This is a genomic window from Campylobacter sp. US50a, assembly GCF_004379015.1.
GTDB classification, from domain to species: domain Bacteria; phylum Campylobacterota; class Campylobacteria; order Campylobacterales; family Campylobacteraceae; genus Campylobacter_D; species Campylobacter_D jejuni.
This window is the reverse complement of record NZ_RYYJ01000003.1, coordinates 57,891-69,730: the sequence shown is the minus strand read 5'-3', so window position 1 is coordinate 69,730 and position 11,840 is coordinate 57,891. Positions and strand designations below refer to the sequence as shown.

The following is an 11,840-nucleotide window of genomic DNA, read 5'->3' as shown; positions in this document are numbered from 1 at the left end:
TTTAGCTAAAATAGGAGTAAATTTTTTATTTCTTAAATAAAAAATGGGATTAAGTTTTTAAATTATTTAAAAAGGATATAAAATGGATAAAGCCAAAATTGTTCAAAATTTAAATGCTTTGTTTAAACAAAGAGCAGAGTTTTACTCTTATTTTGATGAAAATATTGCCAAAATCAATAATACTGAAGTATTTGATTTTAAGAATGCTAAAAATTTAAATCCAGAAGAGGTATATAGGCAATTTTATCATTTTGATTATGCTATAAGAAAATTATTGCCTGCTATTTACAAGGCTTATGAAATTACAGATGCAGATTTAGACAAAGATTTTTAATTTATTTAGAGAATAGAATAAACTATTCTCTAAAAGACATATCTAAATTTTTTGATTCTTCTTTTATATTTTTGCCTGTATCTTCGCTTTGCTCAAATCCTCCACCAAATGCTTTGATTACATCTACTATGGAATTAGCATAAGAATATTTAGTATTATTAAAAGCAACCGCAGCATTAAGCCAATTTTGACGTGACTCTAAATAATCTTGCAAAGACATTTCTCCTATATCATAGCGTTCTTTAGCAATTTCATAGATTCTTTTGTAAGATTGTTCGCTTGCTTGTGCATTATCGTATTGTAAGCGTATAGTTTTTCTAGCTACTAAAGCATAGCGAATTTCTCCAAAAGCAGTAATCAAAGTATTTTGATAATTTACAAAAGCTTCATCTTTATTAAGCTTAGCTAAATTTACATTTTGGTAAATTTCACCCCAATGAAAAATAGGCAGAGTAAAGTTTCCACCTATATTCCAAGTCTTAGAACCTCCTTTAACCAAGGTATCTAAATCCCCACTTTCAAATCCCAATAATCCTGTTAAAGAAAGGCTAGGTAAGAAAGCCGTGCGAGCTACTCCAACAAGATAATTTTGCTGAGTTAATTTTTCTAAAGAGGAGCCAATATCTGGACGTTGAAGCAAGATGGTACTTGAAATTCCAGTTGGAATGTCAAATTCTTTAAGATTAAAAACTTGATAGTTTTGATTTTTGTAAAGTATGTCATTTAAATCATTTGAAGTTAAAATTTTTAAAGCTTTAAGGTAATTTTCTTTATTTAATTTTGCTTCATTATATTGCAAAGCCATACTTTCTAAGTTGGCTCTTGCTTGAGCAAGTTCATATTCACCTACAGCGCCAACTTGAAATTTTTCATCATTAATCCTATAAATTTCTTTTGCAGATTCATAGGCTTCTTTAAGAGCATTTTCATTTTCATAAGCATTTACAAGATTAAAATAAGTTTGAACCGTATTTGAAATAACAGAAAGTCTTGCAGCTTCATAATCATACTCACTTGCTTTAAAGCCTGATTTTGAGGCGCGATATGTATCGCGATATTTTCCCCAAAGATCGATTTCATAGCTTAAATTAAGCCCCATTTTAAAATCATTACCGTAACTTACCTCCCCGGTTCGATTGCTTGGAGCATTTATAGCTGTTTTTGCACGATTACCGCTTGCGCTACCATCAAATTTTGGCAACAAACTGCTAAAATCTATGCCTAATTGAGCAGCAGCTTGTTCCATGTGTATGAAGGCAAGTTTTAAATCATTATTATTTTTAAGTGCTAAATCAACCACTTTATTTAAATTTTCATCATCAAAATCTTTCCACCAATTTTTTGTGATAGAGCTATTGTTTTCTTTTTCCCAGGATAAGGCTCCAAACTTATTATCAATGCTATAGTTTGCTTCGGGAATATTTAAATTTGGACTTAAAGAGCAAGCTGAAATCAAAAGAGTAAAACTTGCTATAGCGCTAATTGAAATTATTTTATTCATGAACCTTACCTCTTTTTTTATCTAGCCATTCATTAAAATTTTCTAAAAGATAGAAAAATAAAGGCACAAAGAATATCGCTAAAGTTGATGCTGCGATCATTCCACCAATAAGCCCTGTTCCTAAAGAGTGTCTTGAAGCACTTCCTGCTCCTGTTGCGAAAATCATTGGCAAGACCCCAAAAGTAAATGCCAAAGAAGTCATTATGATAGGACGAAAACGAAGTTTTGCTGCTGCAACAGCTGCTTCAAAAACTCCTTTGCCTTTTTTAAAGCGCTCTTCCATTGCAAATTCTACGATCAAGATAGCATTTTTAGCTGAAAGTCCAATCAAGAGCAAAAGTCCTGTTTGAAAATATATATCATTGCTAAATCCTCTTAAATATACCAATAAAAATGATCCAAATACCGCAAAAGGCACAGCTGTTACAACTGCTAAAGGTATAAGCCATCTTTCATATTGGGCAGCTAGAATTAAGAAGACAAATATCATCCCTAAAGCAAAAGCATAGCTTGCTGTTCCTTTGCTAGAAACTTCTTGATAGGCTGATCCACTCCAAGCTATGGAATAATCATCCCCTAAAGTTTCTTTTGCTACTTGAGCAATCGCTTCTATAGCTTGACCTGAAGTATAACCTGGTGCGGGTTGACCTTGAACTTGTGCCGCTGGGAAAAGGTTGAATCGTTTTACATCATCAGGCCCTGAACTTCTTTGTAAAGTTAAGAAAGAATCAAGTGGTATCATTTTTCCATCGTTTGATCTTACAAAAATATTTTTTAATGCATCTTGTGTATTTCTAAAATCACCTTTTGCACGGATATTTACTTGGAAGTTTTTGCCTAACATAGAAAAATCATTAACATAATAAGTGCCTATAGTTGCATTCATTGTGTTAAAAACATCTTGCATGTTAAGATTGTAGTGTTTTAATTTATCTCTATCAATTATAAGCTTGTATTGAGGGAAAGTTGTATCAAGGGTTGTTCTTACTCTTGATAGTTCTTTTCTTTGGTTGGCTACAGCAACAAGTTTATTTACATCTTTTTGTATTTCATCATAACTTTTTCCACTTTTGTTTTGAACATACATTTCAAAACCACCTGTGATGCTTAATCCAGGTATAGGAGGTAGGCCTATAAATATACTTGAAGCATTGCGATCAAAAGCAAATTTTTTATTAAGCTCCATGGCGATTTCATCAGCACTCACATTTCTATCTTTCCAATCTTTCAAGCCTATAAACATTGCAGCGGCATTTTCTTTGAGTGAACTTGTAAAAAGATCAAATCCTATCATAGCCATTGCATCTTTAACTCCATTAGTTTTTAAAACTTCTTGACTTATATGATCAACTTCTGAGATTGTTCTATGAAGTGCTGAAGCCGAAGGAAGATTAATAATGCCAATCATCAAACCTTGATCTTCTTCAGGAACTAAAGAGCTTGGTACAGCTTTATAAAGATAAAAAATTGCCCCAAGCATAATACAAAAAATTAAAACAAAGCGAATGGTTCTTTTTAAAATATATGCTACTCCTGTGCTAAATACAGAAGTACTCCAATCAAAAAAATCATTAAATTTCTTTACAAATTTAAATGGCTCTCCTTCATTACGTCGTAAAAAGAGTGCACATAAAGAAGGTGTTAAAGTAAGAGCAACAAAACCTGATATGGCTACAGATATTGCTAAGGTAAGGGCAAATTGTCTTTGAATTTCTCCAACAAAACCTGATATAAAAGAAACGGGTATAAAAACAGCACAAAGTACAAGAACAATTGAAATAACCGGAGAGCTAACTTCTTGCATCGCTTGAATGGCAGCATCTTTTACGCTTATTTGTTCATTTTCATGTAAAATCCTATCGATATTTTCTACAACTATGATCGCATCATCTACAACAATCCCTATAGCTAAAACCAAAGCAAAAAGCGTAAGTAGGTTAATACTAAAACCTAAAACATAAAGTCCAGCAAAAGTTCCTAACAATGAAACAGGTACAGCTATCATAGGAATAAGGGTTGCACGGAAATTTTTTAAGAACATATACATAACAATGATAACTAAAATTAAAGCTTCAACAAAAGTTTTAACAACTTCTTTGATTGATTCTATTACAAATTTTGTTGTATCGTAAGGAATTTTATATGTCAAACCTTTTGGGAAATTTTTTGAAAGTTCTTGCATTTTAGCCTGGACAAGTTCTGCTGTATGCAATGCGTTTGCCCCTGATTGAAGATTGATTATAATCGGAACTGCATCATTGCCATTTAATCGTCCTTGTGAGCTGTATTGTTGTGATCCTATTTCTACATCAGCTATATCTTTAAGTCTTAAAAATGATCCATCATCATTTGTTCTTAAAATAATATTTTCAAATTCGCTAGGATTTTGTAGTCTTCCTTGCATAGTGATTGAATAAACATAAGGGGATTTTTGAGTTACGGGCTCTTCTCCAATTTTACCAGTTGCGTATTGAGCATTTTGGTCATTAACCGCAGAAATTACATCAGTAGCTGTGATTTTAAATTTATTTAATAAATCAGGTTTTAGCCAAATTCTTAAAGAATAATTACGATTTCCTATGGCGTTTGCATCTCCAACTCCCGGAACCCTTTTTAACTCATCTAAAACATTTAAAGCGATGTAGTTGTATACATCCACCGCACTCATTGAACCATCATTTGAATACATAGAAATTGCAGCAAGTGTTGCTGAAGAAGTTTTTCTAACAGTTACTCCAAGTTTTTTAACTGCATCTGGCATTTTTGCGGTTGCAGCTGAAATTCTATTATTAACATCTATGGTGGCTTGATCAGGATCTGTGCCGATATCAAAATAAACAGTCAAACTCATAGTTCCTGAAGAACTTGAAGTTGAATCCATATAAATCATATTATCTGCACCATTGATTGCATCTTCGATAGGACTTGCAACTGTTGAAGCAATGGTTTGTGCATCAGCTCCTGTGTAAGTTGCGCTTACCTTAACTGTAGGAGGAGTTAAAGAAGGATATTGTTCTATGGGTAAATTTGTAAGACCGATGACTCCAGCTAAAGAAATGATAATTGCAACAACTGAAGCAAAAACAGGTCTTTCGATAAAAAATTTAGAAAACATTATTGTGCTCCAATTTCTTTAACTTCGCTACCAACTTGAATTTTTTTAAAGTTATCTAAAATGATTTTATCGCCATTTTGCAATCCTTTGTCAATGACAGCGTATTCATTGTTTTGGTAGCTTATATGTACAGAAGATTTTTCTACTTTTCCATTTTTAACAAGAAGAACATAAACATCATTTTGATCTTGTTTAATAGCTATTTGAGGTACTTTAAAGCCATTTTTTTGTATAAAACCTTCTGAAGTAATTGTTACAAAAGCACCTGGTAAAAGTGTTGAGTTGTTGTTATCAAATACAGCTTTGGCTTTTACTGTTCCACTATTAGCATCTATAACGGAATCAATAAAATAAAGTTTGCCTTGAACGGTTTCTCCATTAAGATTTAAATTTGCATGAATGCTGTCTAAATCCCATTTTCCACTTTGAGTATTGCGGACTAAATTTAGTTTATCTGTATCTGAAATAAAGAAATCTGCGTAAATAGGATTTAAATTTGTAACTCTAACTAGTTCAGTTGTTGAAGCACTTACATAATCCCCTATATTAACTAAAGCATCTCCTATAGTACCATCAAAAGGAGCTTTTATTTCGGTATGATCTAGATCAATTTTTGCATTTGCAAGTTGTGCTCTAGCAGTTGTTATATTAGCTTTTGCATTATTAAATGTAGCAAGAGAAGAGTCGTATTCTTTTTGAGAGATTGCATTTTTGCTAAAAAGAGCCTTGGAACGATTAAAATCCTTGCTTGCATTTTCGAAAGTTGCCTTAGCCATTAAAGCTTGTCCGTAAGCTGAATCAACACTAGCTTTAAATTTATTTTGCTCTACAATAAATAATGTCTGTCCTTTTTTTACCTTATCTCCAGCTTTAAAAAGTTTATTTACTATTACGCCACTAACTTGAGGTTTTATAACAACATCATAATCACTGACAAGTTTAGCAGGATAAGTAAAACTAAGTGGCAAATCTTCAGATTTAGCACTCATTGTTGTTACAGGTTGAGGCGGCATTTGTATTTTTGGTGCTTCTTCTTTGCTACAAGCAGTGAGTAAAAGCACAACACTTAAAGCTAAAATAGTATTGTTTTGAAATAATTTCATGGTTTTGCCTTGAAAAATTAAATTAAAAATTGTAATATTTATTACAAAAATTTTTGGCTAATTATATCTTAATTTTGGTTAATAAAATTATTTTTTAAGCTTTGGAACCATTGATCCCATTTAGAAAAACATTTACAACAAATTCAACATGTTCTTTTTGTTCTTTTTTATTTTTCACAGGAGTATTAATTAAAACATTAAGATGATGATAAGGTTCTTTTAACATAGTACAAAAAAGAACAGCAAGTTTTTCTGCATTTTTTTTCATATAAGAATTATTTTGTTGCTTAAAAAAATCCATAAGTATGTTATAGGAAAAATTTTGTTGATTGTTTTCTATCCAATTAGCAAGGTGTCTATCTTTATCATAAACTTGAGAATAAACAATTTTACCAAAAGCTACAGCTTCTGGTTGATTAAAAATTTCTATAAAAGTTAAACCAAAAGAAGTTAAAATTTCTTTTAAAGTACCATTTTCAATTTCTTGTGTTTTGGAATAAATAAGATGAAAATGTTTTTTACATATGTCATCTAAAATTTCAAAGAATAATCCTTCTTTGCTTTTAAAACTATTATAAATATTAGAATAAGATCCTCCGGATAATTTAATAATATCACTCAAACTTGTTTCTTGGTAACCTTTTGTTAAAAAAAGCTCTAAGGCCACTGCTTTGATTTTCTCTTGTCTAGCTAAAACTTTTTGTGATGGTGTTCTATTTGAGTTCATTTTTTATCCTTTGTAAGAGTGTTTTTGGGGTATACAAATATACTTTTTCTAAAAACCGAAATTTTTTCATTATCTTTTGCATAAGCTTTTATATGTAAAGGAAAGATTACATCTTTTTTATCGTTGTTTACTAAATTTTTTGTAGCTTTGATAACAACTATTTTTTTAACTTGCTCTCCCGCTTTTAATTTAAAAGGTTTGTTTGGTCTTATGATTTCAATTCCATCATTTATTCCTTCTAAATTTGCTGTAAAATAATATTCATGAGGTTTAGAATCTGTATTTTGAAACAAAAAGGTATAAGCATTTGAAATGACTAATTTGCCTTTAACATTTGAAATATTATATAATTCACTACTACGATTGATATTTAAAAGCATGCTTTCTTTTTTGCTTCCCATGATGATTAAAGCCAGTAAAGCAATTAAAAGAACTACAAAATATGCTATCGTTCTAAATCTTAAATAATGAACCTTGGAACGCGTTTCAATAGCTTTTGCACTTGTCCAATTGATCAAACTTGGACGATTAAATTTGCTTTGTACCTTAGAACAAGCATCGGCACATTCAAGACAATTAATACATTCAAGTTGCATTCCTTTGCGTATGTCAATATGAGTTGGACAGATGCTAACACAGGCTTCACAACCTATGCATTCTCCTTCAGGCGGTTTTTTATGAAGTTTGGTGTGTCCATCATAAATCAAACCTCCGCGTTTTTCATCGTAGATCACTTGCATTGTATCATGATCAAACATTACAGATTGTATTCTTGCATAAGGGCAGACATAAACACAAAACTTTTCTTGTAAATAGGTAATATCTAAAGTAAAAAGTAAGCTAGCGCAAAATAAAATTCCAAGTAAAAGTAGATGCTCACCAGGGTTTTGAATATAATTGAAAAAATCTTCAGGAGGAATAAAGTACCAAAGTAAATTACTAATAGCAACTAAAGATATAAAATAAAAAATTATTACTCCAAGAAATTTTTTAAAATATTGTCCCTCATATTCTTTTTGTTTATTATTAATATTTTTGCGAATTTTAAGAAATTTAGTTTGTATAATATCCCTATATATAACTCTAAAAATCGTTTGTGGACAACTCCAAGCACACCAAATTCTTCCGCCTAAAGTTGTAATAAAAAAAATAAATAAAAAAAGAAATATAAGAACAAAAGGCATAAGATAAAATTCTTGTGTTGAGAAAGAAATAAAAAATAGGTTTAATTTAGAGTGATCAAAACTTAAAAGAAAAAAACGATTTTCATTAATTCTTATGAAAGGTAGAGCAAATATGACCATACTTGCAATTAAATATATAAAATATCGTTTTTTTGTATAGTTTGTAATGTGTCCTTGCATTTTTAGACCTTAATTATAATTTTTAGCACTTTGTAACTAAGGATTATAGCCGATAAAAACTAAAACAATTTTTAAATGCTTTCTAAGTTAGAATTAATAAGAAGTGTTTTATAATTATATTTCACAACAAAAATTTACACAGAAAGGTGGTGAGGACTGTGCCAGGAATCAAGGTGCATCCTAACGAGTCTTTTGATGAAGCGTATCGTAAATTCAAAAAGCAAGTAGATAGAAATCTAGTTGTAACTGAAGTAAGAGCAAGAAGATTTTTCGAGCCTATGACTGAAATTCGCAAAAAACAAAAAATTTCAGCACGCAAAAAAATGCTTAAAAGACTTTATATGCTTAGACGCTACGAGTCAAGACTCTAACCCAAAAGCCCGAAAGGGCTTTTTTTATACCTACAAATCTTCATTCGGTATTAAAAAGTATTTATTATTTTTTGTTAAAATTTCTAATTTAAATTTTCTGTTTTTAGGATAAACTTATGAAAAAAATCAAAAAAATCATTCAAATTGGTATGATAGGTGGTTTAGCAGCTGTTGCTGGAGGTGCTTTAGCAGGTTGTGGAAGTAATAATGACAATGCAGATACTTTAAATCAAGCAGCTAATGTTCAAGGAGCTTTTGTAATTATCGAAGAAACAGCTCCAGGGCAGTATAAAATCAAAGATCAATATCCAAGTGATGAAACAAGGGTAGTTTTAAAAGATCTTAATGGTACAGAAAGAATTTTATCCAAAGAAGAAATGGATGCTTTGATTAAAGAAGAAGCAGCTAAAATTGATAATGGAACTTCAAATTTAACTAAAGACAATGGACAAATCAGTAGTGGAGGATTGAGTTTGGGAGAAACTTTACTCGCAAGTGCTGCAGGCGCTATTTTGGGAAGTTGGATAGGTTCAAAACTTTTCAATAATCAAAATTTTGCCAACCAACAACGCGGTGCTTTTTCAAGTCAAAGTGCTTATCAAAGGAGTGTTAATAGTTTTAATAAAGCAGGTACAACAAGCTCCGCTTCAAGTGCTAAAAAATCAGGTTTTTTTAGTGGAGGCTCTAAAGCCACAAGTTCTAGTTCTTCTTTTGGTTCTTAAGGATAAATAATGCAATTATTACAAGTAGACAAACTTCAAAAAGATTATTTAGAAAATATAGGTTTTTCTTGGCATACAGATGAAGATGGAAGTGATTATATTAGCAATAAGTTAGTTTGTGTTAAGGAAAGTGAAGCTAATGCTTATTATGAAGCGGTAAATGAGCTTTATGATATGTTTATTGCTGCAGCGCAAGAAGTGATTGACAATGATCGTTTTGATGAGCTTGGAATCCCTTTTAATCTTATTGATGCGATTAAAATGAGTTGGGAAAATGAGGTTCATTGGCATTTATATGGGCGTTTTGATTTAGCGGGTGGGCTTGATGGTAAGCCTATAAAACTTATAGAATTTAATGCTGATACCCCTACTGCTCTTTTTGAAAGTGCGATTTTACAATGGGCACTTTTAAAACAAAATGGAATGGATGAAAGCGCACAATTTAATAGCATTTATGAAAGTTTGATGGATAATTTTAAAAGACTTATTACCCTTGATGAAAGTGTTGAAGAGTTTGAAGAGCATTACCAAGGGTGGAAAATTCTTTTTTCAAGTGTTGCAGGAAGCAAAGAAGAAGAAATCACTACAAAATTACTTTCCCATATAGCCAATGAAGCAGGTTTTCAAACTAATTTTTCCTTTGTAGATGAGGTAGAATTTAGTGAAGAAGGAATTTTTAAAGAGGGTGAAAATTATGAGTATTGGTTTAAGCTTATTCCTTGGGAGGATATAGCTATAGAAGAGGGTGAACTTGCTATGCTTTTAACTCAGATCATGCGTAATCAAAGAGCGATTATTTTAAATCCTGCTTATACGCTTTTATTTCAATCTAAGGGAATTTTAAAAATTTTATGGGAGCTTTATCCAAATCATCCATTACTTTTAGAAACAAAAGATACTCCTTTAGAGGGTAAAAATTATGTTAAAAAACCTGTTTTTGGTAGAGAAGGCGCAAATATAAGTATAATTAAAGATGGAAAAACTTTGCATGAAAATGTAGGTCCTTATGGGAATAATAAGGCTATTTATCAAGAATATGTAGAGTTTAATTCATGTGAAAACGAATACTATCAAGCAGGTGTTTTCTTTGCCTATGAAGGGTGTGGCTTAGGATTTAGAAAAGGTGGTCTTGTGCTTGATAATTATTCTAAATTTGTAGGACATATTATAAAGGATTAGAAATGAAAATTGTTTGTTTAGATGCGGCAACTTTAGGGGATTATGATTTAAGTGTTTTTGAAAAATTTGGTTCTTTACAAATTTATACTACAACAAATAAAGAGCAAACTATAGAGCGTTTAAAAGATGCTAATGTTGCCATGACAAACAAGGTTGTAATTGATAAAGATGTGATTGATGCTTGTAAAAATTTAAAACTCATTTTAGAAACTGCCACAGGGGTTAATAATATCGATATTGAGTATGCTAAAGAAAAAGGTATTATTGTAAAAAATGCTGCTGGGTATTCTACTATGAGCGTTGTGCAACATACTTTTGCGTTTATGTTTGCTTTTTTAAATCAAGTGCTTTATTATGACAAATGGAGTAAAGAGGGTAAATGGTGTGAAAGTCCTATTTTTACAGATTATAGCAGAATTTTAAATACCTTAAGCGGTAAAAAACATGGTATTATAGGCTTAGGAGCTATAGGTAAAGAAGTGGCAAAAATTTCAAAGGCTTTTGGAGCTGAAATTTATTATTATTCTACGAGTGGAGCTAATAAAAACGCAGATTTTGTACATTTGGAATTAAAAGATTTATTAAAAACTTGCGATATTATAAGTATTCACGCACCTCTAAGTGAAAAAACTAAAAATTTACTCACCTTTGAAGAATTAAAGCTTTTAAAAGATAATGCGATTTTGATTAATGTAGGAAGAGGTGGGATTATCAATGAAAATGATTTAGCTAAAATCATAGATGAAAAAAATATTCGTGTAGGACTTGATGTTTTAGAAATTGAACCTATGATGAAAAATCATCCGCTTTTAAGCATTAAAAATAAAGAAAATCTTATTATCACTCCTCATGTTGCATGGGCGAGTAAGGAAGCTTTAAATGCTTTAATGGATATAGTTTATAATAATTTAAAAGAATGGATAGAAAATGGCAAGTGAACATAGTTTTGATATTTCAGCAGCTTTAGATAAGCAAGAGTTAAAAAATGCTTTTGAACAAGCTAAAAAAGAACTTGATAGTCGTTATGACTTAAAAGGAATTAAGTGTGAGATTGATTTAAACGAAAAAGAGAGTATTTTTAAACTCAGTTCTTCTAGTGAAGGAAAACTTGATGTTTTAAAAGATATAGTGATTTCTAAACTTATCAAAAGAGGAATTAATCCTAATGCTATTAAAGAGCTTTCTCGTGAAAGTGGAGCAATGTTTCGTTTAAATTTGAAAGCAAACGATGCTATTGATAGTGAAAATGCTAAAAAAATCAATAAAGCTATAAAAGATAGCAAGCTTAAAGTTAATTCTTCGATTCGCGGTGAAGAAATTCGTGTTGTAGCAAAACAAATCGATGATTTGCAAGCTGTGATGAAGCTTGTAAAAGAGCTTGATTTAGAGTTAAATATCAGTTTTAAAAATCTTAAATAAGGTCA

At 30.9% G+C, this 11,840-nt stretch carries 11 protein-coding genes; 6 read left to right on the top strand and 5 right to left on the bottom strand.

The features are described from left to right. Window positions 1-82: 82 nt before the first annotated feature. Entirely contained in the window at window positions 83-334 is a 252-nt protein-coding gene (cmeU, locus tag ELQ11_RS02935; RefSeq protein WP_002861128.1) for a CmeU family protein, read from the top strand. A 22-nt stretch (window positions 335-356) separates the two neighbouring features. Here the strand turns inward: cmeU and cmeC are convergent, their stop codons facing one another. The 5 genes from cmeC to ccoG all read right to left on the bottom strand — a co-directional run bounded on the left by cmeC (window position 357) and on the right by ccoG (window position 8,144). Beyond that, the gene (cmeC, locus tag ELQ11_RS02930) at window positions 357-1,835 is read right to left on the bottom strand and encodes a multidrug efflux transporter outer membrane subunit CmeC (protein ID WP_002861129.1); all 1,479 of its coding nucleotides are present in this window, start codon (window positions 1,833-1,835) and stop codon (window positions 357-359) included. Further along, window positions 1,828-4,950, bottom strand: a complete 3,123-nt coding sequence (cmeB, locus tag ELQ11_RS02925) for a multidrug efflux RND transporter permease subunit CmeB (RefSeq protein ID WP_126264456.1) — start codon at window positions 4,948-4,950, stop codon at window positions 1,828-1,830. The genes cmeC and cmeB overlap by 8 nt, the downstream gene beginning before the upstream one ends. Further along, window positions 4,950-6,053 carry a multidrug efflux RND transporter periplasmic adaptor subunit CmeA gene (cmeA, locus tag ELQ11_RS02920; protein ID WP_072223975.1) on the bottom strand — a complete coding sequence of 368 codons (1,104 nt, stop codon included), beginning with the start codon at window positions 6,051-6,053 and terminating at the stop codon, window positions 4,950-4,952. Before cmeA ends, cmeB begins: the two co-directional genes overlap by 1 nt. A 94-nt stretch (window positions 6,054-6,147) precedes the next feature. Further along, complete coding sequence (cmeR, locus tag ELQ11_RS02915) at window positions 6,148-6,780, bottom strand: multidrug efflux system transcriptional regulator CmeR (protein WP_052949523.1); 633 nt, start codon at window positions 6,778-6,780, stop codon at window positions 6,148-6,150. Continuing rightward, on the bottom strand, window positions 6,777-8,144 hold the full coding sequence (gene ccoG / locus ELQ11_RS02910) for a cytochrome c oxidase accessory protein CcoG (protein ID WP_072223974.1): 1,368 nt from the start codon (window positions 8,142-8,144) through the stop codon (window positions 6,777-6,779). Before ccoG ends, cmeR begins: the two co-directional genes overlap by 4 nt. A 158-nt stretch (window positions 8,145-8,302) precedes the next feature. On the opposite strand from ccoG, the gene rpsU reads away from it, so the two are divergent. The 5 genes from rpsU to ELQ11_RS02880 all read left to right on the top strand — a co-directional run bounded on the left by rpsU (window position 8,303) and on the right by ELQ11_RS02880 (window position 11,835). Next, window positions 8,303-8,515, top strand: a complete 213-nt coding sequence (gene rpsU / locus ELQ11_RS02905) for a 30S ribosomal protein S21 (protein WP_002780697.1) — start codon at window positions 8,303-8,305, stop codon at window positions 8,513-8,515. Between the two features lie 116 nt (window positions 8,516-8,631). Continuing rightward, window positions 8,632-9,237: a UPF0323 family lipoprotein gene (locus tag ELQ11_RS02895; RefSeq protein ID WP_072223973.1), complete on the top strand. Its 606-nt coding sequence runs from the start codon at window positions 8,632-8,634 to the stop codon at window positions 9,235-9,237. A gap of 9 nt (window positions 9,238-9,246) precedes the next feature. After that, window positions 9,247-10,416, top strand: a complete 1,170-nt coding sequence (locus ELQ11_RS02890; RefSeq protein WP_002870777.1) for a glutathionylspermidine synthase family protein — start codon at window positions 9,247-9,249, stop codon at window positions 10,414-10,416. Window positions 10,417-10,418: 2 nt separating this feature from the next. After that, window positions 10,419-11,354, top strand: a complete 936-nt coding sequence (locus ELQ11_RS02885) for a D-2-hydroxyacid dehydrogenase (RefSeq protein ID WP_052949527.1) — start codon at window positions 10,419-10,421, stop codon at window positions 11,352-11,354. Then, window positions 11,344-11,835 carry a YajQ family cyclic di-GMP-binding protein gene (locus ELQ11_RS02880; protein WP_002861136.1) on the top strand — a complete coding sequence of 164 codons (492 nt, stop codon included), beginning with the start codon at window positions 11,344-11,346 and terminating at the stop codon, window positions 11,833-11,835. Before ELQ11_RS02885 ends, ELQ11_RS02880 begins: the two co-directional genes overlap by 11 nt. Window positions 11,836-11,840: the final 5 nt, after the last annotated feature.

Excerpts from the sequence above, each read along its gene's own strand:
- cmeU (WP_002861128.1), top strand. The coding sequence starts at position 83 with ATGGATAAAGCCAAAATTGTTCAAAATTTAAATGCTTTGTTTAAACAA.
- ccoG (WP_072223974.1), bottom strand. The coding sequence starts at position 8,144 with ATGCAAGGACACATTACAAACTATACAAAAAAACGATATTTTATATAT.
- cmeR (WP_052949523.1), bottom strand. The coding sequence starts at position 6,780 with ATGAACTCAAATAGAACACCATCACAAAAAGTTTTAGCTAGACAAGAG.
- ELQ11_RS02895 (WP_072223973.1), top strand. The coding sequence starts at position 8,632 with ATGAAAAAAATCAAAAAAATCATTCAAATTGGTATGATAGGTGGTTTA.
- cmeC (WP_002861129.1), bottom strand. The coding sequence starts at position 1,835 with ATGAATAAAATAATTTCAATTAGCGCTATAGCAAGTTTTACTCTTTTG.
- ELQ11_RS02880 (WP_002861136.1), top strand. The coding sequence starts at position 11,344 with ATGGCAAGTGAACATAGTTTTGATATTTCAGCAGCTTTAGATAAGCAA.
- ELQ11_RS02885 (WP_052949527.1), top strand. The coding sequence starts at position 10,419 with ATGAAAATTGTTTGTTTAGATGCGGCAACTTTAGGGGATTATGATTTA.
- cmeA (WP_072223975.1), bottom strand. The coding sequence starts at position 6,053 with ATGAAATTATTTCAAAACAATACTATTTTAGCTTTAAGTGTTGTGCTT.
- ELQ11_RS02890 (WP_002870777.1), top strand. The coding sequence starts at position 9,247 with ATGCAATTATTACAAGTAGACAAACTTCAAAAAGATTATTTAGAAAAT.
- cmeB (WP_126264456.1), bottom strand. The coding sequence starts at position 4,950 with ATGTTTTCTAAATTTTTTATCGAAAGACCTGTTTTTGCTTCAGTTGTT.